Here is a 26,344-nt window from a genome sequence, read left to right on the forward strand (position 1 = left end):
GGGGTCGTCCTGGGGGTGGTCCTCGGGGGTGCGGTGGTGGCGGATGGTCAGTTCGCGGCTGCCCTCGGGGCGGGCGGTGACGCGGTAGTCCCAGGGGTGGTCGGACTCGGGGGCGGCGGCGAGGCGGACGCCGACCTCGGTGGGGCGGTTGCCCGGGCCGAGGTAGGTGGACTCCTCGATGGTGCGCAGTTGCTGGGCGGGGTCGCCGGTGAGGTCGTGCTCCTGACGCAGCGGCAGGTTCGGGCCCTCGCCGGAGACGGTGAGGTAGAGCTTGCCGACGGGTGGGAGGTCCGACTGGAGCAGGGGGGCGGCCGCTGCCGCGGCCTCCGCCATCGCGGCTGTGACCAGTTCGTTGGCCGGTCCGTGGTCGGTCCAGGTGGCGCGGTGGACGTCGTAGGGCTCGTGGTCCGGCCAGCCGTCCTTCGCCCCGGCGACCAGGTCGTCCAGGGTGACGGGGCCCTGGGCGGACTTCCGCTCCACGTAGTCGACCACCTGGCGCAGCTCGTCGCCGGTCAGCGGTGTGCCGGCGGGCTTGCCGAGCAGGTCGCCGAGCAGGGTGGAGGTGGCAGTGGAGGAGCCGCCGGAGAGCTCGACCAGTCGGTCGGTGGCCCGGATGTGGGCGGTGCCGGCCTCGGTGGCGGGGCTGAACTCGCCGCCGTAGGCGGCCTGGCCGACCCGGAGGGTGCCGAGGAGCTGCTCGCGTTCGGCGGGCGTGGCGGAGGTGTGGTCGAACGGTGCGTCGGTTCCCGACAGGGTGCGGTGGACGTCGTCGAGCCGTCCGGAGTCCTCGGTGGAGCGGAGCTCGCCGCCGTGGTGCTCAGGGGTGAAGGCCAGGTAGGAGTCGGAGGGCAGGTCGGCCTTGGTGGTGTCGGCGAGTGGGATGTCGACGGTGAAGGGGATGATGCCGGTCTCCTTGACCGGGTTCTGCTTGCCGTCGAAGAGGGTCAGCTCGACCTCGGCGTGGCCCTGGTAACGGGCCATCGGGACGGGGTACTTGGCGTTGGAGATCACCTGGCCGAAGTCGCCGTGGGTGCCGCCCTCGCGCCAGAACCGCTGGGCGCCGCCGGTCAGGGCCGGGTTGTGGGTGACGTCGCCGGTGATCCGTGCGCCGACCAGGCCCTGGGCGCCGGCGTTCTTCGCCGACGGGTCGGAGTGGACGGTGCCCGAGGAGACGGAGTTGGACGGGCTGGACTCCGAGGCCTTCTCGGTGTTCAGGTGCTCGAGGGAGACGATCTTCATGCCGACCTCCAGCCCCTTGCCGCCGCCGAGGGTGATCCGCTTGGTGGGGACGGTGGCCGAGACCTCGGTGCCCTGGGTCGCGGTGGTGAAGAGGGCGGACAGCTGGCTGTGCGAGGTCGCCCCGCTGACCAGCGGCGCCATCTCGTCCCAGGTCTTCCTGCCGAAGAACTCCGGGCCGCGCAGCCGCGCCAGGTCCTGCACGCCGCCGACGTCGCCGAGGAAGCGCAGCACGTCGCTGTCCTTCAGGCCGCCCTCCCAGACCCGCTCCGGCGGGACGCGGACCTCGGTGGTCGCGGGCGCGTCGGGCGACAGCGTCCGGGGCGGCTCCGCGGGCGCGGTCGTCGCGTCCTCGGTGGCCGGTTTTGGGACCGGTACGGTCTCGCCCGTCTCCACGATGGTCTCGAAGCCGATCGCCGCCGTGCGCTGCTGGTGCACCGAGGGGCCGACCAACGGCCGCCTGGTCATGGTGAACTGGAGCTCCGCCTCACCCCGGAAGGCGCTGCCGGGCAGCTTGGCCTTGGTGGCCGAACCCGCCGAGGTGCTGGTGTTGGCGGTCTCCGCGTGCTCCTGGCCGCGCCCGCCGGTACCGGTCAGACCGGCCGTCACCGAGACGGGCGTGTTCGGGATCGGGACGGCGGCCGTCACGCCGAGCAGGCCCTGGTGGCCGTGCGCGGTGCCCTTGGTGTCCGCGAAGGAGCGCTGGGACGTCGGTGCCGGTGTTGAACTCGGTGGTTCCGGAGTCGCCCAGGTGCTCCATCCGGTCGCGGAGCACGGCGCCGACCCGGACGGTGGTGCGGCCGTGGTGCACCACGATCTCGTCGCCGGCCGTCATGCCCTTGAGCCGGGCCTGGAGCTTGTCGGGGGTGAGCTCGGCGTCCAGCTTGCTGCGCAGGCCCGGCCAGTCGCTGCCGAACGGGTTTGCTCTCCAACTTCGGCTTCCCGTCGGACCGTCCGAAGCTGGGGAGCAGGGAGTTGGGCTTCCAGCCGGACTCCACCTGGGTGAGGAGCGACTCGCCGAGCGTCTGCCGAGGGGGTGGGGTGGTGCCGTCCGTCTTCGGCGGGGTCGGGTCGGGGAGGGCGTGGACGTCGGTGACGATGGCGGAGGAGTCGAGGCGGCGCCCCTCCACGAAGCCCTTGGGCTGGGGTGGTGGTGGGCCGGTCGACCGGGCCCGAGACCGGGTCGGCGTCGCGGGTCGGGACGGCCACCCGGGCCACCGTGCCGACCTGTTCGACGTGCGTGCCGTCGTTCACCCCGAGCCGGGTGAACTCCACCTTGACGTCGTAGGCGGCGTTGACGTCGAAGAAGACGGCGGGCTCCACGTGCTTGCCGCGGTTGGAGGCCGAGCCGATGGTCTCCGAGCCGTGGCCGTAGGTGCGGTCCATCCGGTAGGTGTAGCCGCCGGTGGCGTCCACGATCGGGGGCCCGCATCCGGAGCAGCCCGCCGCCGTCGAAACGCTCGCGCCCGTCCCGCAGGTTGCCCTGTCCGCGCGAGGAACGGCTGCCCGACTCGAACTCGTACTTGTCCGCCTTGGAGTGGTAGGTCGAGTCCTGCAGCCGTGCGGTGACGGTGACTTCGGCCTTCCAGGTGGTCCCGGAGATCGTCTCGGTGATCTGCCCGCCACGGGTGAGCTGGGAGAGCTTGGTCTTGAGCGCGACCCGGTCGAGGGAGGCGTCGAGCTTCTGCTTCACCTCCTGCGAGGGCTCGCCGTACTTGTTCCGGACCGCGTCCTCCACCGAACTGCGCACCTTGTCGGCGCCGTTGAGGCTGTGCACCACGTAGGAGGCGTTCAGCTCGTGCTGCTCGCGCATCCGGCGGGGTGCGACGTGGGTCGCCTCCGGCGGGGCGGGCTTGGGCGCTTCGGCGGGCGGCTTGCTCCCCGGGGCGGGCTCGGCCGGGCGCTTGAAGTCGACGGTGCCGTCCTCGGTGCGCGGCGCCTGGACCTTGACGGTGTCCCGGGAGTCCAGGCCCACCTCCACCTTGAGCGGGGCCGAGGTGTCGGACCTGCCGCTGCTGCCCTTGTCACCGGGCGGACCGAAGTGCACGTCGACCGTCAGGCCGGCACCGTAGATCACCTGCGGTGCCGAGTACTTGCCGTTGGCGTACACCCGGTCGGCCTGCCGGCCCTGCGCGCTGGCCCGGTCGCGCTGCTGGCCGTTGACGCCGCCGATCAGGTCGGCGCCCGGCGCGCCGGGCGTGGGGCGGGCGACCGTACCGCCGAACTGGCCGTTGACCAGGGCGGTGCGGGAGAGCAGGTTGCGGTCGACGTGGAAACTGCCGGTCTCGTTCACGGTGTTGAGCTCGGCCTTGCCGTCCTCGCGGCGGTAGGTCATCGAGTCGACCCGGGCGGTCGCGGTGACGACCAGGTTCTCCTTGCCCGGGATCTTGATCTCCAGGGGCTCGCCCCGGGTCATGCCGGTGAGCTTGGCCGCCAGGTTGGGCTGGCTGAACCCCTGCAGGACCTGCTCCCTGACGGAGTCCCAGTCCTTGCCGAACCGCTCCCGGCCCTGGGCGTCGACCGCCTTGCGGAGCGCGGCGGTGCTCTCCAGGTCACGGACCACGACGGTCTCGCCGAGGCCGCCCCGGTCGTTGCCGCCGCGCCAGACCGAGTCGGGCGGGCTGGTGACCTCGTGGGTGGGAGGCGGGGTGGTCTCGTCGGCCTTCGGCGCGGGGGTGGTCTCGTCGGGCTTGGGAGTGGCGGGGGCGGTCTCGTCGGCCTTGGGAGCGGCGGGAGTCGATTCGTCGGTCTTGGGGGCCGGGGTGGTGTCCTCGGTCCTGGGGACGGTGGTGTCGGCGCGGTCGACCAGCAGCTTGACGTCCGCCGTGCCCGCCGCGTGCGTCTCGGGCTTGCCGTTGAAGGTCATCTCGAACTGCACCGGGCCCTCGTAACGGACGCCCGGCACCTTGGACTTGCTGGTCAGCTGGGAGGTCCGGCTGTCGCCCGAGATCTCGACGTGGTCCCGCCCGAGCCGCCCCGCGCCACCGCCGCTGAACACGGCGGGGCCCGGCCGCAGCGCGCCGGCCAGTCCGAACTGGCCCGCGTTGCCCCGGTTGCTCGCGGTGCTGCGCACCTGCTGGACGGAGGTGCCGATGTTGAACTCGGTCTCCTTGGTGGTCCCGGTCTGGCGCAGGTCGCCGACCTTGGCGCTGATCTCCACCGAGCCGATGGTCCTGCCGTGCCGGTCCTTGAGCGTGACCGTGCTGGGCTCGCCGGCCGTCATGCTCTTCAAGTCCCGCTGGAGCCGGGGGAAGTCGACCTCGGAGAGGACCTTCTCCCGCATGGCTGGCCAGTTCTTGCCGAACTCCTGCTGCGCGGCCTTCTCCACCTGGTCGAGCAGCGCCTCGACGGGCTGCTTGTCGGTGGGGCCGCCGCCGTGCGGCGAGAGGTCGAGCACGATCTCCTGACCGCCGACCCGGCCGTCCAGCAGACGTTGCGGGGGCGTGCGCGGATCGCCGACCGAGTCACCGTCAGGACGCTGCGGCACCGCGACGTTCAGGCTGAGGTCGACCGCCTCGGTGTGGCTGCCGGTGGGGTCGGTGGTGACGGGCTGGTGGTCGTGGCGCAGCGAGCCGAAGTCCAGCTCCAGCTTCATCTTGGTCTCGAACACGTCGGCGGGCTCGGAGGTCTTGGACCGGGCCACCATGCCGCCCAGGTCGAGGTTGACCTCGCCCTGGCCGCGGTCGTGGAAGTACGAGGCCAGCTCCGCCCCCTCGGCGCCCGCGCCCGCCTGGCGGGTCTGGGCCCCGATGTTGAACTGCCACTGCGAGTCCCGGCTGCCGCCGAGCGCGACGGTGCGGTCGGCGCCGTTCTCGAACTCGATCTTCTCGGTGCGCAGGTGGGTCGACTCGGTGACCTCGCCGCGGAGCTTGATGTTCCCGCTCCAGCCGTTGCCTTCGAGCGGCACCGTCCAGGTCTCGCCGCGGGAGAGCGCGCTGAGCATCGGGCGGAGGGTGGCCGGACCGAAGTGCGCGTCGGCGAACGCCCGGGCGGCCGCCCGGTCACCCGGGACGACCCCGGAGAGCACGTCGATCACCTTCTGGCGGACGGCCGCCTCGTTCCCGGTGAGGCCGACGACCAGGTCGTTGCCCGCGATCGGGCGGGGGGCGGTGGTCTCCGCGGCGGGGGTCTTCGGCTCGGCCTCGGGGGGCGTGGCCGGCTTCTCGCCGGGCTCCTCGGGCTTGACCTCGGGGTCCTTGGCTTCGGGGTCCTTGACCTCCGTCTCCTTGACCTCCGGGTCCTTGGTCGCGGGGTCCTCGGCCTTGGGAACGGTCGGGTCCTCGGTCTTGACCTCGGGGGTCTTGACCTCCGGGGTGGGGTTCGGGGTCGGAGTGACGGCCGGTGCGTGGACCGGCGCCGGCTCGCTGCCGTCGTAGTGGTTGCCCCGGTGATACACCGTCACCTGCTGCCCGTCCGGCGGACCGAAGATCGCCAGCGGGATGCCGTCGTGGTCGAGGACCCGCATGCGCAGGTTCAGCGCGTGGGCCGCGGCGGCCGGGAGCATCTCGCCCTCGGTGGTCAGCCAGCGGTTGCGCCAGTCGCGGACCGTCCGCAGCAGCGCGTCCCGCTCCTTGGGGGTCGGAGGCGGGGTGTTGTGGGCGAGGTGGTCACCGACGATGCCCCGGAGGTCGTCGAGCGGCATCCCGACGTAGCCGTCCCGGACGTCGCGCGGGAGGTACGCGAGCAGGTCGTTCGCGGTCAGGTCCGGGCGACCGAGCTGGTGGTTGCGGTAGTTGGCGACCACCTCCGGGGGCCACTGCTCCCGGGGCAGGTCGGTGAAGTGCCGGTCCACCGCCGTCTGCAGCCGCCGCGACGGGCTCACCGCACCGATGCCGTGGGCGCCCGGCAGCCCGGGTGCGCTCACGGCGAGCGAATTGAGCAGGCAGAGGCCGTCGCCGGTCACCGGGACCCGGGGGCCGGGCGGCGGGAAGGTGGCGTCGGAGGTGGCGGGGTGGGAGGCCGGCGGGATGTGGGTGGTCTCGGGAGCGGTGGTGGTCGAGTTGGTGGTCGTCGGGGCTTCCTCGGCGGCCTTCGGCGGCTGCTGGTGCTCCGGGGACGGCGGGGTGTGGGTCGGCGCCGGGGCCTCGGGGTCCACTCGGCCCATGAACTCCCGGAAGCCGTCGTACACCTGATCGTCCGTCGGCGCGGGGCGGCGCGGGGTGCGCTCGGGGCCCGGCTTGAGGGAGCCGCCGCCGGAGGGCGTGGTGGTGGGGGTGGCCGTGGGGGTGGTCGGCCGGGAGGGGGTCGCGGCCGGTTCGGCGGGGCGGGTGGTGGTGCTGCTGCCGTGGTTGCCGGTCGTCGCGGTGCCGTGACCGCCGACCGGGCCGGTGACGAAGCCGTTGGGGACCGGGGGAGTGGCGGCCGGGGTCTGGGGCGTGGCGGAGGGCTCGGGGGAGACCCGGCCGGTCACCACCGGCTCCGGTTCGTTCCTGGTCGGGGACTGGCCGCCGGAGATCCGGGTGCCGCCGTCGAGGGTGGTGTGACCGCCGGTGCCGCCGAGTGCCCCGGCGAGGTTGGGGACCGAGGTGGTGCCCAGGGGCTGCTGCGGCGGCAGGTTGGAGGATTCGGTCACGGACTCGCGCACGGGGGTGGCCGAGTGCGCGACGGGAGCGGGCGCGGGGGGCCGACTGCTCGTGGACGGGCGTGGCGGGCCGGGAGACGGTCGACTCGGCCGGCGGTTCCTGCCGCTGCACGGTCGTCTCGGTGCTGCCGCGTTCCGGGACGGGCTGGTGGACCGGCGGGGGCGCGCTCTCCTGAGCGGACGGGCGGGGGCTCGGGTCGTGCGTGACCGTCGGTTCGACGGGGCTGCGCTGGAGGGTCGGCTCGTGGGAGGTGACCGGGGTGCTGTCGGTGCGGGTGAGCTGCGGTTCGCGGGCCGTGACGGGTTGGTCCTGGCGGAGGGTCGGCTCCGAGTGGCTGCGCTGGAGGGTCGGCTCGTGCGCCTGGACCTGCTCGCGCGGGGTCATGACGGGGGAGTCCGAGCGGGCGGCCACCGACTCCTGGCGCGGGACCGCCGCGTGCATCTGGGTGGGCTCGGCGGACACGGAGCGCTGGGCGGTGGAGTCGAGGGAGCGGGTCGTCGCGGTCGCCGCGTGCTCGGTGGGCGTGTGCTGGCCGACCTCCGTACGGGAGAACGTCGGTGACGAGGGTTCACTGAGGGAGCGGCTCGAACCGAACGGCGTCAGCCCGTTCACCCGGGACTCGCCCGGGCTGCTGCTGGGGCGGCCCTCGGTCGTGCCGTGCGTACCCGTGCCGGAGGTCGAACCGCCGCCACCACCGCTGCTGCCGCTGCCTTCGCCCGACGGGCCGTGGTAACTGCCCTCCACGGAACGGGGCGTGGGCTTGGAGAAGGTCGGCTGGCCGTCCCCGCCGTCGAGCGAGCGGGTGCCCGAGGTGTCGACGTGCGGCAGGTCGCCGGCCTTGGGGGCGTTGAGGTGGCCCTTGATGGCGGAGGAGCCGGCGTGCAGGCCCGCGCCCGCGCCGCCGGAGAGGCCGGAGCCGAGCAGGGACTCGCTGTCCACCTTGCCGGTGGTGATCAGCTGGGTGGAGACGTCCGCGCCGACGCCGACCGCCGCGCCGGTGGCCACCTTGCCGACCGTGGAGTTCAGCGCGCGTTCGGCGCCGAGCTTGGCGCCCGCTCCGCCGATGCCCTTGCCGATGAGGTGGGCGGAGGCGCCGCCGACCGCGCCGCCGAGGGCGTTCTGGCCGAGCTCCTTCATGTCGATGCTCTTGCGGTGCCCCTCGGCGACCTGGATGCCCTGGGCGAGCAGGTTGATGGCGGCCATCTGGGCGGCCTGCTTGGCCGCCATCTCGATCATTTCCTTGAGCAGGGTCTTGAGGATGGTGGTGACCACCGTCCGGCTGACCCCGACCATCACCGGCACCTGGAGCAGGGAGGCGCCCGCGGTGAACGGGGCCTCGGCCTCGGCGGTGGCGATCTCGAAGGCGAGGATGCCGAGTTGGGCGATGATCTGGATCTTCGCGGTCTCCGCCGCGTTGGCCGTCGCCTCCAGCATGTCGCCCATGCCGTTGAGTGAGTTGACCGCGCCGGGGAGGAAGCCGGGCTCCTCCGGGGTGCCCTTTCCGGTGGCGTACTTCGCCCAGTAGGCGGCCAGCGCCTCGGAGGCGCGGCCCTGTTGGCCGTCGAGCGCGCGCTTGATCGCGGCGTCGGAACTCTCCGTGGCGTCCGTCAGGTCCGAGGCGGCCTGGCGGCAGCGTTCGGCCATGTCGCGGAGCAGGTCCTCGTCGGCCTCCGGCCAGCGGCAGCCGGCCAGCAGCAGGAGCACCCACTGGAGGGGTTCGGGGAGTTCGACGGCCATCGGGTCAGTGCCTTCCGCTCTGCGAGATCCGCGGGGTCACCGGGATGTGCACGGGGTTGTCCACCCGGGCGGCCGGCAGGGCCGGGGCCTGGGGTATCGCGATCTCGGCCGCGTCGAGGTCCTCCAGCGTGGAGATGATCGACTGCTCCGCGTTGTCGTAGCCCTCGGCCATGGCCTTCATGCCCTCGGCGATGCCCTTCAGCGCCTCGGGCAGGCTCCTGACCACCTCCAGGGTGTCCTTGCTGAACTTCAGGTAGCCCTTGTCGCCCTCGGCGAACTTCTTCCCCGAGTCGTCGTTGCCCCAAGGATTGGTGGCCTCCGCCGAGGGCAGGAAGGCCTCCAACGAGGCCGACAGCGCACGGACCTGCTCAGCCGCGGCGAGCAGCGGCGACACCGCCGCCTGGTACTGCTCCGGCTTGACCTGGAACCCCTGCCCGGCGTCACCGCCGCCCTGAGCGGGAGCCGCCGACACGCTCACGCGTCGGGCGGCCTGGAGTCTCTCGGCCCGGACCGGCTCGTCGCTGCTCATGGTGCTCCTCCGTCGTCCACCGGTCAGGTCTTCAGCGGGGGAAGTTAGCCTGCCCGGGTGGCCGCCACATGACGGGCCGGGGGATCGCAGGCATCCGCAGGGATGACGGTGTGACGGCCCATCAGCTCCATGGATGTGCCGGGGGCGGCGTGCGGGTTCCCCTACGGGCGCACCGGTCCGCGTGGTGGAGGGGTGTTCAGAGGCAGCCCGGTCCGTGGGCGGTGAGCTCAACTCGCGTGCGCGACAGTAGATCTGACGGAACGTCGTTTATCGGATGTGTAGTCCGGTCCGTGAAGATCCTGTGCCTGTCCGGCCGTCGGGGCGGCGCACCACGAGTGGAGGAGTACCGGGTGATCGGGTTCGAGATCGAGATCTGTCTTCCCGTCGCGGACCAGGCGGGGGACCCGATCGCCGGGGACACCCTGCTGGCCGCCAGCAGGACCGTGCACGGGTACGGGCGGGGGGACGTCCCGATCTACACGCTGGTCTCCGACTACCGCTCGCTGCCCACCCAGCAGGCGTACTCCAACCTCGAGTTCGTGACCAAGCCCTGGCGCGTGGTCGGGGATGCGCGGGTGGTCGGGCCGGTGCTGGTGGAGAACACCCTGGGCCAGATCCGCCAGGTGCGGGACGCGCTGTACGAGGTGGCGGAGGAGGCCGCCGAGACCGAGGAGGGCACCGCCCCGTTGGACGTGGCGGCCGCCACCTGGCTGAACTACACCACGGCCGGGAAGGCCCTGTTGCTGACCCCGGGCAACGGCTACGAGGAGGAGGCCGGGACCGAGGGCAACGGGGACGGCCTGTACCCGCACTACTCGGTGGGCGTGCCGCTGGGCGGGATGCCGTACTTCCTGGACCGGTTGCGGGAGGCGGCGCCGGTGGTGGACGACAAGATGCTGCTGCCGCAGGCGCGGCACCGGCTGGTGCAGGCCAAGGCCTTCGCCGCCTCGGCGATGGAGGACTTCCGGCAGCGCGGGGCCGGCGAGAGCCGGGTCCGGGAGCGCCGGGAGCTGGACGGCTACCTCCAGTTCGCCTTCACCCAGATCGCGGCCTTCGCGGACTACGTGGCCCCGGACGAGGACGAGGGCCAGATCAAGAACGGCACCGTACTGCTGAGCCGTGCCGTCCTCGCCGAGGTGTTCGCCCAACTCTCCGCCGAGGCCCAGAGCTTCCTGCGGCAGCGGGTGCAGGATCTGATCACGAAGGTGTCCGAGTACCAGGAGGACCCGTACGAGGGGCCGAAGCTGGCGTTCCGCGATCGGGCCACCCGGGCGATCGTCGCCAACGCCCCGGTCTCCCTGGTGGCCTACGCCCAGGCCGCCTTCAACGGCCGCGTCTCGATCTCCCAGGAGCGGGTCTTCGGCGGGATGCGCGAGGTGCCGCCGCACGCGGAGGAGGAGGCCGTGATGATCCCGTTCGAGATCCGCACCCTGCGGGCGAGCCGGAAGACCTGGGGGCAGCTCAGCACGGACCTGGCCGACCTCTGCGCCTGGGCCCAGGCCGCCTATGAGCGCGGACGGGTCTGACCGCCCCGCATCCGGTGTTTGATTCTGGTGATTTGAGTTTGATAGCGTTCGATTGCTGTCGGCGACCCCGCCGCACCCGGTCGTCACATGGGCGTGTCGGCTGGTCGGGGTCAAGCCAACAGCGTGGTGGCGGCGGCCGTTGAGGGTCGGTCCGTCGTCACGAGAGGCCGGTGACGCCCCTCCGTTCGTCGGGGGTCACCGGCCTCTCGGCCGTTCTCAGGAGGCCTGGGCGGTCGCGGTGGCGCCGGGGGCGACGGAGACGGTGGTGTAGCTGTAGGTGGTGCCGTCGACGGTCCTGGTGGAGACGGGCCGGGCGGTGCCGTTCACCGTGATGGCGGAGACGGTGCCGGGGAAGCGGGCCTCCCAGGTGTAGGTGTCGGGGCCGGTGGTGTTGGTGAGGGTGGACCTGGTGGCGCCGTCGTGGCGCAGGGTCAGGGAGTTGGCGCCCAGGCGCAGGTCGGAGACCTGCAGCCAGCCCATGCCGGTGGGCAGGTGGGAGGCGGTGGCCAGGGAGCGGGCCGGGGCGTTGGGCCGGACGCCCATCAGGCCCTCGACGGTCTGGCTGACCAGGGTGAAGGAGACCTCGGGGTAGTCGCCGTTGTTGCCCTGCTGGGTGACGGGGTGCTTGTCGTCGCGGCGGTCGTAGACGTACTGCATCCACTTCCACGCGGTGTCGTTGCGGTTGTAGGTGAAGTAGGTGTCGGGCAGGTAGGTGATCGCCTCGATGTTGGCGGGCTTGCCGCTCCCGCTCGCCTGCTGGTCGATGTAGTCGAGGTAGGCGTCGTTGCGGGCGCCCGGTGCGGTGATCCGCTTCATCGGCATGAACCAGCTGTTCTCCTTGCCCCAGCCGGTCGACGAGGAGCCGGCGGTGGAGTAGCCGCGGACCATCGCCGCACCCGAACCCGAGCCGCTCCAGGTGGAGTTGAAGTAGGACTTCAGGTCGGCGGCCTTCTGGGTGTACTGGGCGGAGAGTGCGGAGTCACCCTTGTCCGCGGCCAGCGCGGCCATCGCCAGGAAGGCCTGGTACTGGGAGCCGATGGAGTCGCCGGCCTCGGCGAAGTGGTCGTCGCCGAGCTCCTCGTAGCTGGCGGAGCCGGAGAAGATGCCGTTGCCGGTGCCCTCGGCGACGCCGTTCGGCTTGGCCGAGTCGTGCAGCTCGACGAACTCCTTGGTGGCGTGCCGGTAGTAGTCCCACAGGGCGGAGTCGTCGAGGTAGGAGCGGTCGCCGCTCCAGCGGTAGGCCTCGTCGGCCTTCTCGACCAGCTCGAAGGCGGCCGGGACCTCGCGGACGAAGGAGTCCGGGCCGGCGTAGTCGATCGAGAGGTAGGTCCGGTTGTCGAAGTTGAGCGCCCAGACGGGGTAGTACTTGTGCTCCGGGGTCGCCGAGGCGGCGAAGGCGCGGAGCATGGTGAGGTTCTCCTCGTTGAGGCCCAGCACCGAGGCACCGGCGACCTGGTGGGCCATGTCCCGGGAGTAGTACGCGCTGCGGTGGGCGTAGCCGGCCCAGTAGGAGGCCTGGTAGGTGGCGCTGCCCGAGCCGGAGGGGTGGCCCTCGTCCACGTTGAGCTGGCCGGCGGTGCCGGGGACCTGGACCCAGCTGTTGGCCTTGCGCTTGGCCCAGTCGAAGAGGGCGGCCGCCTTGGGGTCGGAGGAGGTGACCACCGGGTCGGCCGGAGCGGCGGGGGAGAGCATCAGGTCGTCGACGTTGACCCAGGCGGAGCCCGACTCGAAGGCGATCTCCACGCTGTCGCCGGCCTTCACCGGCACCCGGCTGACGGTGTAGCGGGCGTAGCTGGAGCGGCTGGGCAGGGGGACCGTCCCGGCGGTGGCTCCGTTGACCCGGACGGTGAAGGCGGCGCCGGTGCCGCCGGTGGCGATCCAGGCGGTGAAGTCGAAGCTGCCGTCGGCGATCGGGGTGACGGTCTGCCAGACCTTCTTGCCCGCACCCCCGTCCAGGTAGGCGAGCCGGCCGCCGAAGTGCGGATTGTTGGTGGCGGTGCCGGTGCCGGGCGTGAAGTTCCAGGCGGTGGTGCCGAGTTCGAAGCCGGGGTTGGTCACGGCGATCGGTGCGCTGCGGAAGACGGCGACGTCGTCGACGTTGATCCAGGCGGTGCCGGACTCGAAGGCGATCTCCACGCTGTCGCCGGCCTTCACGGTGACCCGGGGCACGGTGTGCCGGGTGTAGGAGGAGGCGGCCGGCAGGGCGACGGTGCCGGCGGTGGCGCCGTTGACCCGGACGGTGAAGCTGCCGCCCGCGCCGCCGGTGGCGATCCAGGCGGTGACGTCGTAGGTGCCGGCCGTGGTGGGGGTGACGGTCTGCCAGATCCTCTTGCCGGCGCCCGCGTCCAGGTAGGCGAGCCGGGCCCCGGTGCGGGGGTTGTTGGTGGCGGTGCCGGTGCCGGCGGTGAAGTTCCAGGCGGTGGCGCCCTGTTCGAAGCCGGGGTTGGCGAGGGCGGGCGGCGGCGCGGTGGCCGCGGCCGCGCTGGGGGCGGCGGCGGTGAGCGGCGCGAGGCCGGCGAGCAGGGAGAGGGCCACGAGGACGGTCGGGCGCGGGGGCCGGGCGGGGCGCATCGGGGGGCTCCGGTCTGAGGGCGGACGGAAGGCGACGGGCGGACGCTAGCAGTCCGGGTAGGACTTTCCCTAGTCTTGCAAGATTGCGATGCCATATACGTCAGAAAGCTTCCATGAATACCTTGCAAGCAACTTTGCAAGGTTGCTAGCCTCCTGCCCCGTCGGCAACGGAGCCGGCTCGGAGCAAGTGGTCAAGGGGTTCTGACATGGACATAAGCCGTCGCGGAGTGCTGCAAGCCGCAGGGACGCTCGCCGTGGGCCTGGGCCTGTCAGGAGTCGCGGCGTGCGCGAGTACCGGCGCCCCGAAGCCCCGGGCGGGTGCGGACGATCCCGGCTCGGCCACCAAGGGCGACATCTCGGTCTGGAGCTGGCAGGGCCCCGCCGCCCAGCTCAAGGCGCTGGTTCCGGCGTTCAACGCGGTGTTCCCCGACATCAAGGTCACCGTCCAGGACATCGGGAACCCGGCGATCTGGGAGAAGATCAACACCGGCATGGCCGCCGGCGGTGCCGGTCTGGCCGACGTCCTGCACATCGGCGTGGACTACCTGCCGGGCTACGTGGAGAAGTTCCCGATCGGCCTCGCCGACCTGGGCCCGCTCGGCGCCTCCCGCCACAAGGACGCCTTCGCCCAGGGCCTGTGGGCCACCGTCGCCCCCCCAGGGCCGCGTCAACGCCCTTCCCTGGGAAGCGAATTCGGGCGGGTTCTGGTACCGGGCCGACGTGTTCGAGCAGGCCGGGGTGGACCCGGGCGCGCTGGACACCTGGGACGACGCGATCGAGGCCGGCAAGAAGATCAAGGCCAGGACCGGCAAGTACCTGCTGGGCATCGACAAGCCCGCCTCGCAGGCCGACGCCGCCAACTTCTTCCAGCTGCTGCTCCAGCTCCAGGGCGCCTTCTACTTCAACCTGGAAGGTGCCATCACGCTGGACTCGCCCGAGGCGGTCAAGGCCATGACCGTCATCAAGCGGATGAACGACGCCGGGCTGGTCTCCGACCTGGCCGGCGGCTGGACCGCGCTGATGAGCTCGATCAAGCAGGGCACCGCCGCGGTGCTGCCCTGGCCCACCTGGTTCGGCGGCGTGATCGAGGAGACCGTCCCTGAGGAGGCGGGCAAGTGGGCGGTCCGGCTGCCCCCGGCGATGCGGCGCGGCGGCTCCACCGCCGCCACCGTCAACTCCACCCACCTGGCGATCAACGGCAGCAGCACCCAGCAGGCCGCCGCGTGGACCTTCATCGAGTACGTGCTGACCCGGCCGGAGTCCCAGGTCGCCATCTACCGGGGCAAGGGCATCGCCCCCCGCCCTGCTCAAGGCCTACGAGGACCCGGTCTTCCACACCACCTCGCCCTTCTTCCGCGAGCAGCGCAAGGGCGAGGTCTTCCTGGAGGCGCTCAAGGCGCCCTCACCGGCCTTCAACTACACCTCCGACTACGCCCGCGCCCTCAAGGTGGTGACGGACGCGCAGACCAAGGTCCTGCTCAAGGGCGCCGACCCGGCGGACGCGCTGCGCAAGGCCGCCGACCAGCTGGCCCAGCAGTCGGGGCGCAAGCTGGTCAGGTGAGCCGGACGCGGGAGGCGGCGGCCCCCGGGGAGGGGGCCGCCGCCGTGGTGGGGTGACCTTCCGTCAGTGCCAGACCCAGGTCTGCTGGGAGCCGCCGTTGCGGTCCCAGAGCTGGACGTAGGTGCCGTTGTAGCGGATGGTGTTGAGGTCCGCGTCGAGGACGCGGGCGTTCTTCTTGGTCTGCAGGGCGTGGCCGTCCCAGATCCAGATCTGGTTGTCCCAGCCGTTGCAGTCCCAGAGCTGGATCCTGGTGCCGTTGCCCCCGATGGTGTTGAGGTCGGCGTCCAGGCAGCGGTGGTTGTACTCGGTCTGGATCCAGTAGTAGCCGACCGGCTGGCCGGCGACCGGGGTCCAGATCCAGGTCTGCTGGGCCTGGCCGCTGCAGTCCCAGAGCTGCACCTTGGTCCCGTTGCCGCCGATGCTGTTGAGGTCGGCGTCGAGGCAGCGGTTGCTGTACCCGTTGGTCAGGGCCGTGGTGCGGTACTGGGTGGCGGCCAGGGTCGACTGGGACGAACTGCCCACGACCGGGGGTCCCGGGGCCGCGGCCGCCGCCTCCGCACTGGTGGTGCCGCCCACCAGGGCCAGCGAGAGGGTGCTCATTCCGGCCGCGATGCCGAGGCCGATCCGGAGTCTGGTCATCTGTGCCTCACAACGTCTCGTCGCGCGTGCTTCCTTGACCGGTAGTCGGGGGAGGCCTTGCGCCCGTCCCCCGACTGCCTCCTCCAAGGTAGGAGCGAGATAAGCACCGCACATGAGGCCGTCGTCCCGGTCCGGTCCCGGGACCGCTAGAGCTCCTCGTCCCGGGCGAGTTCGTCCCACGGGAGGTCCAGCAGCCCGTCCACCGCCACGGTTCCTGACGGGAGGTCAGGGGTGGGCTGGAGCCAGATCACGGTCAGTTCGGACTCGTGCAGGTACCGGGGCAGCTCCGGGTCGACCGGTTCGGAGGTGAAGCGGCCGACGCAGACGACGGCGGGCAGCAGCTCGACCGGACCGAAGGCGCTGCCCGGATCGCCCGTGAGCTCGCGCGGCGGCTCGACCAGGTGGCCGGGGCGCCCGCCCGCGACGGCCTGGCGGCGCAGGCCCGCCAGCTTCATGTCGTTGACGGGCCCGCAGGGGTAGCCCTCCAGGAAGTCGCCGTAGGTCGAGGAGAGCGTGACGGAGCGGAGCTCCACGGTGCGGCCGGAGGCGAGCAGGAGCTGGGTCAGTGCCATGGCCGTACGCTAGCTCGGACGTCCGCCGGACGCCCGCGCGTTTTCTCAGGCGCTGGTACGGCGGACCTGGTAGTTCCAGCGCTGGAGGGAGCGGACCACGGTCTGTGCGCCGATCGGGTTGGCGCTGTGGACGTAGACCGTGCCGATCCGGAAGGGGCGGCCGTGGAAGGCGGCCTCCTCGAGGAGCGTCACCACCGGCATGATGCTGTCCTCGCCGCCCAGGTCGTGGTCGAGCCAGAGCTCGTCGACGTACACCTCGCGGTGCTCCTCCAGGAGCCGGACGCCCTCGGCGCTGGTGCGGGCGATCCGGGTGACCCAGGGGAGCGGCCGCAGGTCGTCGATGCCGAGGACGATGGGCGCGCGGGTGTCGTTCATGAGGGCATGCTCCCAGGCGCGCGGGGCGCCGACCAGCGAGTTCCCGCAGCCCGGGCGGGGCGCGCCGGCTGACGGGCGGTCGGCTCCGGCCGGCGGCCGACGGGCGGTCAGCCCCGGTCCACGCTGACGCCGCCGACCAGCCCCCAGGCGTTGACGTGGACGGTCGGGCCGCCGAGGCGGTCCGGGCCGTCGTCGCTGACACCGCCGAGGCGCAGGCCGGTGACCTTGACGTTGACGTCGGGGCGGACCCGGAGGCGGACGCCGCCGATCAGGCTCAGTTTGGTGATGCGCAGTTCCGCGGTCTCCGGGAGGTCGACCTCGGTGAGGTCGACGTCGACGCCGCCGATCAAGGAGGCGGCCAGGGTGCGGGCGTGGACCTCCTCGCCCGAGAGGCGGGTGCCGCCGATGATGCTGATCCGGACGTCGGTGCTGCCGTCGTCCTGCTTCCCCGTGTTCGTCATGGGCTTCACCGTAGGGCCGCAGGGGAGTTGACGGACAGTGGGACGACGCACGTGCGGGAGATGACGGATGTCATCCCCCGCACACCGTCGGCTCCGTCACCCCGGGAGGTGCAGGTAGGTGCGCGAGCCCCGGGCCGGGTCCAGGGTGGCCGTCCAGGCGGGCGGGGCCAGCGCGGGCGGGACTTCGGTGAAGCCGTGGCGTTCGAACAGCAGGCCGGAGCCGGTGGTGGCGGTGCAGACGGTGTGCAGGCCGAGCCGGCGGGCCTCGGCGAGGACGGCCGCGACCAGGGCACCGCCCAGGCCCGCGCCCTGGCGGCCGGGCCGCACGCAGAGGTTGTGCAGGACCCCGGCGGGCGGCCGCCCGGGCTCGGGCGGGAGCGGCCGCAGCGCCGCGCAGCCGTCCACCGTCGAGCCGTCGGAGTCGGTCAGCAGGAGGAACTGGGCCGCCGTCAGCCGGTACTCGCGCGGGGTGCGCGGGCGCAGTTCGCCACTGCGCATGAAGGGCCGGGAGAGGGCGTAGAGCTGGCCGGCGTCGGCCGGGACGGCGTGGCGGGGCCGCGGCCGGGCGTGGGAGGGGAGCGGGCGGGTCGGCGCGGCGAGGGTCATCGCAGGGCCGCCGCGAGCCGCTCGGTGGTGGTGACCACGCCGCACTTGTCGGCGATCCAGGCCAGCGCGCCCAGGTGCCGCTCCCGGTCGAAGTCGGCGGTGGCGTCGGCCACCACGAAGGCCTGGAGGTCGTGGCTCCAGGCGTCGGCGGCGGTCATCTGGACGCCGATGTGGGCGTAGACGCCGACGATCACCAGCTGGTCGCGCCCGGCGGCGGCCAGCTGCCCGGCCAGGTCGGTGCGGGCGAAGGCGCTGTACTTCCACTTGGTCACGTGCCCGTCGCCGGGCCGCGGCGCGACGGCCTCGGGGGAGGCGAGCGAGGCCGGGTCGTCCGGCATGCCGGGGCCCCAGAAGTCGTACTGCAGGCCGCGTTCCTCGCGGCTCTGCCCGCCGCGCTGGTGCGAGTGGATCACCGGTACCCCGGCCGCCCGGGCCAGGTCGAGCAGCCGGGCGGTGTTGGCCAGGGGCCGGGGCGAGCGGCTCGGCCGCGGGGGCGAAGCGGGAGAGGAAGTGGTGTTGGAGGTCGTGGACCAGGACGGCGGCCCGCGCCGGGTCGACTGCCCAGGGCACCCGGGGTGCCGGGACGTCCCGCTGCTCCGGGAGCGGGTAGGGGGCGATGGTGGGAAGTGCCATGGCGGAGGGGGTCCTTAGCTGAGGAGCGTCGGCCGGAGCCTACTGGGCGGCGGTGGAGCGCAGGTCCTTCTTGCTGACCTTGCCGATCCCGGTCTGCGGGAAGGCGTCGACGAACTCGATCCGGTCCGGCACCTTGTAGTCGGCCAGGCCGGCCGCCCGGACGAAGGCGCGCAGCTGGGCGGCGCGCGGCGGCTCGGCGTCCTGACGCAGGATCACGTACGCCAGGGTCCGCTCGCCCAGGTACGGGTCGGGCACCGCGACCACCGAGGCGTCGTGCACCGCGGGGTGGCCGAGCAGCACGTTCTCCACCTCCTCGGCGGCGACCTTCTCGCCGCCCCGGTTGATCTGGTCCTTGGCGCGGCCCTCGACCACCAGGTGGCCGGTGGGCGTGCGGCGGACCAGGTCCCCGGTGCGGTAGAAGCCGTCGGCGGTGAAGGAGCGGGCGTTGTGCTCGGGCGCCCGCCAGTAGCCGCGGATGGTGTACGGGCCGCGGGTGAGCAGGTGGCCGGTGGCGCCGTCGGGCAGGTCGCGGTCCTGGTCGTCGACGATCCGCACCTCGTCGTCCTGGTCGCTGATCGGGCGGCCCTGGGTGGTGAGGACGGTGAGCTCGTCGTCCTCGGGGCGGGTGTAGTTGACCAGCCCCTCGGCCATGCCGAAGACCTGCTGGAGCCGGCAGCCGAGGGCCGGGCCGAGGCGGCGGGCGGCCTCCTCGCTGAGCTTGGCCCCGCCGACCTGGAGCAGCTCCAGACTGGAGAGGTCGTGCCCGGCGTGCGGGGCCGCGTCCGCCCAGGCCAGCGCGACCGGCGGCACCACGCCGGTGAGGGTGACCCGCTCGCGGGCGATCAGCGCCAGCGCGGTGCCCGGGCTCGGGTCCGGGGCGAGCACCACCCGGCCGCCGACGAAGAAGGTGCCGAGCGAACCCGGGGAGCTGAGCGGGAAGTTGTGGGCGGCGGGCAGCGCGCAGAGGTAGACGGAGGACGGGCTCAACCCGCAGATCCGCGCCGACTCGCGGACGCTGTAGAGGTAGTCGTCGTGGGCCCGGGGGATCAGCTTGGGCAGGCCGGTGGAGCCGCCGGAGAGCTGGAGGAAGGCGAGCTCGGTGCCGGCGGGCGGCTCCGCCACCCGCTGCGGCTGCGCGGCGCGCAGTTCGTCCAGCGGGAGGTGCGGCCCGGGCTCGCCGACGACGAAGACCTCGATCGGCTCGGCCAGTGCGGCCAGCACCTCGGAGGCCAACTGCCGGTGGTCGTACCCGGCGTGGCGTTCCGGCACGAAGAGGGCCCTGGCCCCGGCGAACTCGCAGAAGTACGTGAGCTCGGCGCGGCGGTGCGCGGGCAGCGCCATCACCGGGACCACCCCGGCCCGCAGCAGGCCGAAGAAGACCTCGAAGAACTCGGCGGTGTTGGGGAGTTGCAGCACCACCCGGTCACCCGGACGGAAGCCGCGGGCCAGCAGGCCGGTGGCGACGGCGTCCGCCCGGCGGTCCAGCTCCGCGTAGCTCCAGTGGCGTTCGCCGTCCGTGACCGCGATCCGGCCCGGGCGGGCGGTGGCGTGGCGGCGGATCATCTCGTCCAGCCGCTCGCCGGTCCAGTAACCGGCCGCGCGGTAGCGGGCGGCGGTCTCGGCGGGCCAGGAGCCGAGGAGGTCGCGCCCCTCGGGTGCCTCGGGCTCGTCGGTGTGCGTCACTTGGTGTCCTCCAGACCGACCGCGTGCAGGAAGGTGCCGAACTTGGCGGTGGTCTCGGCGAGTTCGGCCTCCGGGTCGGAGGCCTCCACCACGCCGGCGCCCGCGTACAGGCGCAGCCCGTCGCCCTCCGCCTCGGCGCAGCGCAGGGTCACCACCCACTCGCCGTCCCCGTCCGCGTCCCCCCAGCCGACCGCGCCGGTGTACAGACCCCGGTCGAAGGGCTCCAGCTCGGCGATCAGCTCCCGGGCCCGGTCGGTCGGGGTGCCGCAGATCGCCGGGGTGGGGTGGAGCGCGAGCGCCAGCTCCAGGGCCGAGACGGAGGGGTCGCGCAGGGTGGCGGTGATGGTGGTGGACAGGTGCCACATCGCGGCCGTCCGTACCAGGGTGGGCCGTTGGGGGACGGTCAGCTCCTCGCAGTACGGCTCCAGCACCCGGCGGATGGCATCGGTGACGAAGGCGTGCTCGGCAAGGTCCTTCGGCGAGTCCAGCAGCGCGGCGGCCCGGCGGATGTCCTCGGCCAGATCGGCGCTGCGGGCGGCGGAGCCGGCCAGCGGGTTGGAGACCACGGTGCGGCCCCGGCGGGAGACCAGCAGCTCCGGGCTGGCGCCGACCAGGGTCGCGGCGCCCCCGGCGGGGACGGCGAAGGTGTGGCCGCCGGGGTCGCGGTGGATCAGCCGGGCCAGCATCGCCGGCAGATCGGCCCCACCGGGCGCCGTCAGCTCCAGCGTCCGGGCCAGCACCACCTTGGACGGGCCGGTCCCGGCCCGCATCCGGCGCACCGCCTCGGCCACCGCCTCCGCGTACAACGGTCCTGCGGGGACCGGGAGTTGAGTCCAGTCGCGGCCGCTCGCGGCGGCGGCCCGGCGGGCCGGCAGCAGGAAGGCCGGATCCTCGGCGGCCGGGCCGCCCCGGTGCACCTCGGCGGGTACGAACAGGCGGGCCGGACGGCCGGGGGCGAAGGGGATGGCGCCGACCAGCAGCGGGGTCCCGCCCACCGTGCGGCGGGCCTCCTCCAGCGCCTCGGCGGCCCGCGCCGGGTCGGTGACGTGGCGCAGCGCGCCCCGGGCCAGCAGGGTGGAGTGCGGGCCGGCCAGGAAGGCCTGGTCGGGGCCCGGGCGGTAGGCGGCCAGCAGGCTGCTCGGTGAGGCGGCCGGGGTGTCGGCGTGGGTGCCGGCGGGGGCCTGGTAGGCCGTGGTCATGCTGCTCCGTTCTTCGTCCGGCGTGGCTTCGGGCGCCGGGATGGGGAGGATGGGGCGGGGCGTGCGGCGGGGCGTGCGGTGGGGCGTGCGGTGGGGTGACGCCGTGTCAGGCCCGGAGCGTGGCGCCGCCGTCGACGTACAGGTCGTGCATGGTGATCTGCCGGGCGCGGTCGCTGACCAGGAAGGCGACGGCTTCCGCGACGTCCTCGGCGGCGCCGATCCGGCCCAGCGGGATGCCGACCCGGTAGTTGTCCGGGTCGCCGTCGAGCACGCGGCGCTCGCTCTGCTCGTCGGTCCAGAACTGGCGCTGCATCTCGGTGTAGGTGGAGCCGGGGGAGACCAGGTTGCACCGCACTCCGTCCCGGGCCAGCTCCAGCCCGAGGACCTTGGTGAACATCGCGGCCGCGGCCTTGGAGGCCGCGTACGCGGCCATCCGGGTGCGGGGCACCCCGGCGGCGTTGGAGCCGACGGTGACCACCGAACCGGAGCCGCGGGCGGCCATCCGGCGGCCGACGGCCCGGCAGGTGTGGAAGACGCCGGTGGTGTTGACCGCGAAGGTCTCCGCCCAGTCCTGGTCGGTGAGTTCGAGCACCGGGGCGGGGCGCAGGATGCCCGCCACGTTCACCAGGATGGAGATCGGCCCGGTCTCACGCTCGATCCGGTCCACCGTCGCCTCGACGGCGGCGCCGTCGGTGACGTCCAGGTAGGTCACGTCGTCGTGCGGGGTGTTGATGTCGGTGGCCACCACCCGGGCCCCCCGGTCGGCGAGCGCCCGGGCGACGGCCGCGCCGATGCCGCGGGCGGCTCCCGTCACCAGGGCGATCCTGCCGTCCAGTTCACGTATGTCCTCGGCCATGCCGCTGTCCCTCTCCCGGTGGTGGTGCTTCGGCGCACGGGCAGGCCGGGGCGGGCCGGTGATCTGGTCGGGCGCAGCAGTTAGGTTAGCCTAACCGAACTGTTTTCGGGTGATCGGATGCGTTGCGGCCTGATCCGCCGTCAGTGTCCGCCCCCGTCGTGACCTCGCGCCGGCCGTGCCTCGGGTCGCCGCGTCCACGGCCCGGTCGAGCGGCGTCGGGGTGGCCCGGGGGGTCTTGCGGGTCCGAGGGGGGAGTTCGAAGGGGGGCGGAGGCGCTTCGGGCGGGCCGCGCGTGCTGCGGCCGGACGCGGTCGGCGAGTGCATCGGGCCGCAGGGCGTCGCGCCCGGGTCCGTCGGGGAGGCCCGCACACGGGCGGGGCCGGTCGTCGTGGAGCTCGGCTTCACGCCCCTGTTCGGCTCGCGGGAGGGGCGGGCTCCGAGAGCGTCGGAAACGGCGGACGGGCCGTCACCGTGGTGCTGGTGACGGCCCGTCGTGGATCGGGGTGCTCATGCGTCGACGCTGGTCAGAGCCTGACGGGCGCGCTCGTTGGTGCGCTTGGCGCGTTCACGGAGCTTGAGCGCGCGGGCGAGGCGGAAGCTGCGGGCCTCCTGCAGGCGCATGTCGATGGTGGCCTGAGCGGTGGCGAGGTTGTAGGTCATGTCGTCCCCCAAGGACCAGCGGCGTCCGTTGGCATCACCTCGATGCCGGTTCCCCCGGATCGCCTGCTGTGCTTCTGATTCTACACCATCCCGAGCCTCGCTGCCTTCAATTATCAGCCCGCTTGGGGGATGTGACTCTGTATCGAAGGGAAAAGGACTTGCGTATGAACAATCGGAATGCAGTCCGCCCCTGCCGGGGGCCGGCAGGGGCGGACGATGGAGCGGGGGTGGTCAGCGGCCGGCGCCGGCCGGGGTGAGGGCGTCCAGGGCGACCAGGATCTGGTCGACGCTCTGCTTGGCGTCGCCGAAGAGCATGCTGCTGTTCTCGCGGAAGAACAGCGGGTTCTGCACGCCCGCGTAGCCGGAGGCCATCGAGCGCTTGAAGACGATGACCTGGCCCGCCTCCCAGACCTTGAGCACCGGCATGCCGGCGATCGGGCTGGTCGGGTCCTCCTCGGCGGCCGGGTTGACGGTGTCGTTGGCCCCGATGACCAGGACCACGTCCGTGTCCGCGAAGTCGTCGTTGATCTCGTCCATCTCCAGGACGATGTCGTACGGCACCTTGGCCTCGGCCAGCAGCACGTTCATGTGCCCGGGAAGCCGGCCCGCCACGGGGTGGACGCCGAAGCGGACCTCGACGCCACGCTCGCGCAGCCGGCGGGTGAGCTCGGCGACGGGGTGCTGGGCCTGGGCGACCGCCATGCCGTAGCCGGGGGTGATGATCACCGACCGGGCCTCGGCCAGGAGTTCGGCCGCCTCGGCGGCCTGCACCTCGCGGTGCTCGCCCTCCTCCTCGCCGCCGCCGGAGGCCGGTGCCTCGACGCCGAAGCCGCCCGCGATGACGGAGACGAAGGAGCGGTTCATCGCCTTGCACATGATGTAGGAGAGGTAGGCACCGGAGGAGCCGACCAGTGCCCCGGTCACGATCAGCAGGTTGTTGTCCAGCAGGAAGCCCGCCGCCGCGGCCGCCCAGCCCGAGTAGCTGTTGAGCATCGAGACGACGACCGGCATGTCGCCGCCGCCGATCGAGGCCACCAGGTGCCAGCCGAGCGCCAGCGCCAGCACGGTGACCGCGATCATCAGGCCCAGGCCCGGGCTGACGGTGAACCAGACCGTGAGGCCGACGAAGGCGCCGAGCGCGCCGAGGTTGAGCACGTTCTTGCCCGGCAGCATCAGCGGGCGGGAGTTGATCCGGGCGGAGAGCTTGAGGAAGGCGACGATCGAGCCGGTGAAGGTGACCGCGCCGATGAAGATGCCGATGAACACCTCCGCGTGGTGGATGCCCAGCAGGTCCGCGCCGACCGCGGTCTGCGCGGCGCCGTGCGCCTCCACCTCCAGGTAGCTGTTCCAGCCGACCAGCACCGCGGCCAGACCGACGAAGCTGTGCAGCACGGCGATGAGTTCGGGCATCTCGGTCATCTCGACCCGCTTGGCCCGCCAGAGGCCGATCGCCCCACCGACCGCCATCGCGACCACGATCAGGGTCACGGCCCCGGCGTTGATCGAACGGGAGGCGACGATCACGGTGGCGGCGAGGGCGAGGGCCATGCCGGCGATGCCGTACGCGACACCCGCGCGGGCGGTGCGGTGCTGCGAGAGCCCCGCCAGGCTGAGGATGAACAGCAGGGCGGCGACCAGGTCCGCGGCGTTCGCGGCCGTCAAGGAGGTCATCGGGCTCAACGCCTTTCGGGGGAGGAGGAGAACATGCCGAGCATGCGACGGGTGACGGCGAAACCGCCGAAGACGTTGATGCTGGTGAGCAGGATCGCCACCGCCGAGAGCACGGTGACCAGCACGCTCTCGTGCCCGACCTGGAGCAGGGCGCCGACCACCACGATCCCGGAGATCGCGTTGGTCACCGACATCAGCGGGGTGTGCAGCGCGTGGTGCACCTTGCCGATGACGTAGTAGCCGATCACCACGGCGAGCGAGAACACCGTGAAGTTCCGGCCCAGTTGGGCCGGCGCGAAGGCGACCAGGGCGAACACCGCGAGCATCCCGAGGCCGATCAGCCCGAAGCGCACCGCCGGGGTCAGCCGGGACGCCTTCGGCTCCGCGACGGCCGCCGGCGCGGGCTTGGCCTGCGCGGCCGGTGCGGCCGAGACCGAGACGGGGGGCGGCGGCCAGGTGATCTCGCCCTCGCGGACCACGGTGACGGCCCGCTGCACCACGTCCTCGAAGTCGACCGTCAGGTGGCCGTCCTTGCCGGGGGTCAGCAGCTTCAGCAGGTTGACCAGGTTGGTGCCGAACAGCTGCGAGGCCTGCGCGGGCAGGCGCGAGGCCAGGTCGGTGTAGCCGATGATCGTGACGCCGTTCTCGGTCACCACCGTGCGGCCGGCCACCGTGCCCTCGACGTTGCCGCCCTGCGAGGCGGCCATGTCCACGATGACGCTGCCCGGCTTCATCGCCGCCACGTCACGGGCCGTCAGCAGCCGCGGCGCCGGGCGGCCGGGGATCAGCGCGGTGGTCACCACGATGTCCACGTCCCGTGCCTGCGCGTGGTACAGCTCGGCCGCCGCCCGGTCGTAGTCGGCCGAGGTCGCCTTGGCGTACCCGTCGGTGCTCGCCTCCTGGGCGACCTCCACGGGCAGGTACTCGCCGCCCAGCGACTTCACCTGGTCGGCCACCTCCGGCCGCGGGTCGGTCGCCCGGACGATCGCGCCCAGACTGGAGGCGGCACCGATCGCGGCCAGCCCGGCCACGCCCGCGCCCGCCACCAGCACCTTGGCCGGCGGCACCTTGCCCGCCGCCGTCACCTGCCCGGTGAAGAAGCGCCCGAAGACGTGCGCGGCCTCGATCACCGCCCGGTACCCGGCGATGTTCGCCATCGAACTGAGCACGTCCATCGACTGCGCCCGGGAGATCCGGGGCACCGCCTCCAGCGCCAGCGCGGTGACCTGACGCTCCGCCAGCGCCTCCAGCAGCTCCGGCCGCTGGGCGGGTGCCAGCATGCCGACCAGCGTGGTCCCCTTCTTCAGGCGGGCGATCTCGTCGGCGGAGGGGGCGTTCACCTTCAGCACGACCTCGGCCGCCCAGGCGTCGCCGACCGCCGCACCGGCCTCGGTGAAGGCCTCGTCGCTGAACCCGGAGGACGTGCCGGCGCCGGACTCGACGACGACCTGGTAGCCGAGCGCGAGCAGGCCCGCGCACCGTGGACGGGGGTCGCCGCGACCCGGGTCTCCCCGGAGATCGACTCGGCTACCACGCCGATGGTCTGGGGAGGGTGGTGCGCGGAGTCGTCTGCAGACATCTCTCGTGATCTCTCTCGTCGGATGGAGCCGCTGAAAGGGGGTTGGTGCACAAGGTGTTCGACGGTGTTCGACGCGGGCGCAGCAGTCGACGGGCGCACTCCGGCGGGGTGATCCGCGGAGAGTCCCTTGGAGGCAGGAACCTACACGTCCGGGCCCGCCTTGGGGACGGGGCAAAGCCGTGACGTGCTTCACCAAACGGCGGATCTGCCGTAGCGTCAGCCCCGTGCCCCTGGACCAGGAACAGGTGAACCGGATCTTCCTCCCCGCCACCTACGCCGAAGGAGTGCCGTACCCGCTCCTGCGGGAGCTCCGGTCGGCCACCCCGGTCCGATGGGTCGAGGAGCCCGCGGTGGGCGACTGGCCGGCCGGGCCCGGCTACTGGGCGGTGCTGCGGCACGCCGACGTCCGGCACGTCCTGCGCACCCCCGCGACCTACTCCTCGCACCTCGGCGCCACCCAGATCCGCGACCCCGACACCGCCGCCGAGCTGGCCTTCGCCCGCACGATGATGCTCAACCAGGACCCGCCCGACCACGTGCGGCTGCGCCGGATCGTCGTCGCCGCCTTCACCCCTCGCGCGGTACGGGAGTTGACGACGGGGATCGAGGAGCGGGCCGCGGCGCTCGTGCGCGCCGCCCGGCCGCTGCTCGCCGCGGGCCCCCCTCGA

Annotated in this window: 17 protein-coding genes and 4 pseudogenes; 5 read left to right on the top strand and 16 right to left on the bottom strand. The window is 72.8% G+C overall.

Features of this window, described 5'->3' with window-relative positions:
* Positions 1-1,723 precede the first annotated feature (1,723 nt).
* Positions 1,724-6,808, bottom strand: a complete 5,085-nt coding sequence (locus ABD946_RS11460) for a hypothetical protein (RefSeq protein WP_345282611.1) — start codon at positions 6,806-6,808, stop codon at positions 1,724-1,726.
* A gap of 260 nt (positions 6,809-7,068) precedes the next feature.
* Here ABD946_RS11460 and ABD946_RS11465 point away from each other — a divergent pair, with 260 nt between their 5' ends.
* Both ABD946_RS11465 and ABD946_RS11470 read left to right on the top strand, forming a co-directional pair.
* Positions 7,069-7,551 (top strand): hypothetical protein, encoded by a 483-nt coding sequence (locus ABD946_RS11465; protein WP_345282613.1) that lies wholly within the window; start codon positions 7,069-7,071, stop codon positions 7,549-7,551.
* 86 nt (positions 7,552-7,637) lie between these two features.
* Positions 7,638-8,273: a hypothetical protein gene (locus tag ABD946_RS11470; protein WP_345282615.1), complete on the top strand. Its 636-nt coding sequence runs from the start codon at positions 7,638-7,640 to the stop codon at positions 8,271-8,273.
* Here ABD946_RS11470 and ABD946_RS43310 read toward each other — a convergent pair.
* Positions 8,178-8,555: pseudogene (locus tag ABD946_RS43310) on the bottom strand (WXG100-like domain-containing protein); the annotation flags it as partial. The gene ABD946_RS11470 and the pseudogene ABD946_RS43310 sit on opposite strands and share 96 nt — an antisense overlap.
* Before the next feature lie 4 nt (positions 8,556-8,559).
* Positions 8,560-9,084, bottom strand: coding sequence for a hypothetical protein (locus ABD946_RS11475; protein ID WP_345282617.1), 525 nt, complete (start codon positions 9,082-9,084; stop codon positions 8,560-8,562).
* A 290-nt stretch (positions 9,085-9,374) separates the two neighbouring features.
* Here ABD946_RS11475 and ABD946_RS11480 point away from each other — a divergent pair, with 290 nt between their 5' ends.
* Positions 9,375-10,610 (top strand): hypothetical protein, encoded by a 1,236-nt coding sequence (locus ABD946_RS11480; protein ID WP_345282619.1) that lies wholly within the window; start codon positions 9,375-9,377, stop codon positions 10,608-10,610.
* Between the two features lie 216 nt (positions 10,611-10,826).
* On the opposite strand, the gene ABD946_RS11485 is transcribed toward ABD946_RS11480, so the two are convergent.
* Positions 10,827-13,181 carry a carbohydrate-binding protein gene (locus ABD946_RS11485; RefSeq protein ID WP_345282621.1) on the bottom strand — a complete coding sequence of 785 codons (2,355 nt, stop codon included), beginning with the start codon at positions 13,179-13,181 and terminating at the stop codon, positions 10,827-10,829.
* 206 nt (positions 13,182-13,387) lie between these two features.
* On the opposite strand from ABD946_RS11485, the pseudogene ABD946_RS11490 reads away from it, so the two are divergent.
* Both ABD946_RS11490 and ABD946_RS11495 read left to right on the top strand, forming a co-directional pair.
* Positions 13,388-13,744: pseudogene (locus tag ABD946_RS11490) on the top strand (sugar ABC transporter substrate-binding protein); the annotation flags it as partial.
* Between the two features lie 157 nt (positions 13,745-13,901).
* Positions 13,902-14,798 (top strand): ABC transporter substrate-binding protein, encoded by an 897-nt coding sequence (locus tag ABD946_RS11495; RefSeq protein WP_345282623.1) that lies wholly within the window; start codon positions 13,902-13,904, stop codon positions 14,796-14,798.
* 7 nt (positions 14,799-14,805) lie between these two features.
* On the opposite strand, the gene ABD946_RS11500 is transcribed toward ABD946_RS11495, so the two are convergent.
* From ABD946_RS11500 to ABD946_RS11555, 12 genes and pseudogenes are all read right to left on the bottom strand, one after another.
* A complete protein-coding gene (locus ABD946_RS11500; protein ID WP_345282625.1) occupies positions 14,806-15,381 on the bottom strand; it encodes an RICIN domain-containing protein in 576 nt (191 codons plus the stop codon).
* 146 nt (positions 15,382-15,527) lie between these two features.
* Positions 15,528-15,953, bottom strand: a complete 426-nt coding sequence (locus tag ABD946_RS11505) for a hypothetical protein (protein ID WP_345282627.1) — start codon at positions 15,951-15,953, stop codon at positions 15,528-15,530.
* Positions 15,954-15,998: 45 nt separating this feature from the next.
* Positions 15,999-16,328 carry a cyclic-phosphate processing receiver domain-containing protein gene (locus tag ABD946_RS11510; protein ID WP_345282629.1) on the bottom strand — a complete coding sequence of 110 codons (330 nt, stop codon included), beginning with the start codon at positions 16,326-16,328 and terminating at the stop codon, positions 15,999-16,001.
* Positions 16,329-16,435: 107 nt separating this feature from the next.
* Entirely contained in the window at positions 16,436-16,789 is a 354-nt protein-coding gene (locus ABD946_RS11515; RefSeq protein ID WP_345282631.1) for a hypothetical protein, read from the bottom strand.
* Positions 16,790-16,885: 96 nt separating this feature from the next.
* On the bottom strand, positions 16,886-17,395 hold the full coding sequence (locus ABD946_RS11520; RefSeq protein ID WP_345282633.1) for a GNAT family N-acetyltransferase: 510 nt from the start codon (positions 17,393-17,395) through the stop codon (positions 16,886-16,888).
* A pseudogene (locus tag ABD946_RS11525) lies at positions 17,392-18,028 on the bottom strand (isochorismatase family protein). Before ABD946_RS11525 ends, ABD946_RS11520 begins: the two are co-directional and overlap by 4 nt.
* Positions 18,029-18,067: 39 nt before the next feature.
* On the bottom strand, positions 18,068-19,711 hold the full coding sequence (locus ABD946_RS11530; protein WP_345282635.1) for a (2,3-dihydroxybenzoyl)adenylate synthase: 1,644 nt from the start codon (positions 19,709-19,711) through the stop codon (positions 18,068-18,070).
* Complete coding sequence (locus tag ABD946_RS11535; RefSeq protein ID WP_345282637.1) at positions 19,708-20,910, bottom strand: isochorismate synthase; 1,203 nt, start codon at positions 20,908-20,910, stop codon at positions 19,708-19,710. The genes ABD946_RS11530 and ABD946_RS11535 overlap by 4 nt, the downstream gene beginning before the upstream one ends.
* A 106-nt stretch (positions 20,911-21,016) precedes the next feature.
* Positions 21,017-21,766 carry a 2,3-dihydro-2,3-dihydroxybenzoate dehydrogenase gene (locus ABD946_RS11540; protein ID WP_345282639.1) on the bottom strand — a complete coding sequence of 250 codons (750 nt, stop codon included), beginning with the start codon at positions 21,764-21,766 and terminating at the stop codon, positions 21,017-21,019.
* A 507-nt stretch (positions 21,767-22,273) separates the two neighbouring features.
* Positions 22,274-22,426, bottom strand: coding sequence for a hypothetical protein (locus ABD946_RS11545; protein WP_345282641.1), 153 nt, complete (start codon positions 22,424-22,426; stop codon positions 22,274-22,276).
* A 231-nt stretch (positions 22,427-22,657) separates the two neighbouring features.
* The gene (gene pntB / locus ABD946_RS11550; RefSeq protein WP_345282643.1) at positions 22,658-24,097 is read right to left on the bottom strand and encodes a Re/Si-specific NAD(P)(+) transhydrogenase subunit beta; all 1,440 of its coding nucleotides are present in this window, start codon (positions 24,095-24,097) and stop codon (positions 22,658-22,660) included.
* Between the two features lie 5 nt (positions 24,098-24,102).
* Positions 24,103-25,676: pseudogene (locus tag ABD946_RS11555) on the bottom strand (Re/Si-specific NAD(P)(+) transhydrogenase subunit alpha).
* Positions 25,677-26,344 lie beyond the last annotated feature (668 nt).

This window comes from Kitasatospora albolonga, from assembly GCF_039535905.1.
Taxonomy (GTDB): Bacteria; Actinomycetota; Actinomycetes; order Streptomycetales; family Streptomycetaceae; genus Kitasatospora; species Kitasatospora albolonga.

What these genes read in the sequence shown, in the direction of transcription:
- ABD946_RS11515 (WP_345282631.1), bottom strand. Translation starts at nt 16,789, where the DNA reads ATGACGAACACGGGGAAGCAGGACGACGGCAGCACCGACGTCCGGATC.
- ABD946_RS11485 (WP_345282621.1), bottom strand. Translation starts at nt 13,181, where the DNA reads ATGCGCCCCGCCCGGCCCCCGCGCCCGACCGTCCTCGTGGCCCTCTCC.
- ABD946_RS11500 (WP_345282625.1), bottom strand. Translation starts at nt 15,381, where the DNA reads ATGACCAGACTCCGGATCGGCCTCGGCATCGCGGCCGGAATGAGCACC.
- ABD946_RS11520 (WP_345282633.1), bottom strand. Translation starts at nt 17,395, where the DNA reads ATGACCCTCGCCGCGCCGACCCGCCCGCTCCCCTCCCACGCCCGGCCG.
- ABD946_RS11510 (WP_345282629.1), bottom strand. Translation starts at nt 16,328, where the DNA reads ATGAACGACACCCGCGCGCCCATCGTCCTCGGCATCGACGACCTGCGG.
- ABD946_RS11545 (WP_345282641.1), bottom strand. Translation starts at nt 22,426, where the DNA reads ATGACCTACAACCTCGCCACCGCTCAGGCCACCATCGACATGCGCCTG.
- ABD946_RS11505 (WP_345282627.1), bottom strand. Translation starts at nt 15,953, where the DNA reads ATGGCACTGACCCAGCTCCTGCTCGCCTCCGGCCGCACCGTGGAGCTC.
- ABD946_RS11540 (WP_345282639.1), bottom strand. Translation starts at nt 21,766, where the DNA reads ATGGCCGAGGACATACGTGAACTGGACGGCAGGATCGCCCTGGTGACG.
- ABD946_RS11535 (WP_345282637.1), bottom strand. Translation starts at nt 20,910, where the DNA reads ATGACCACGGCCTACCAGGCCCCCGCCGGCACCCACGCCGACACCCCG.
- pntB (WP_345282643.1), bottom strand. Translation starts at nt 24,097, where the DNA reads ATGACCTCCTTGACGGCCGCGAACGCCGCGGACCTGGTCGCCGCCCTG.
- ABD946_RS11475 (WP_345282617.1), bottom strand. Translation starts at nt 9,084, where the DNA reads ATGAGCAGCGACGAGCCGGTCCGGGCCGAGAGACTCCAGGCCGCCCGA.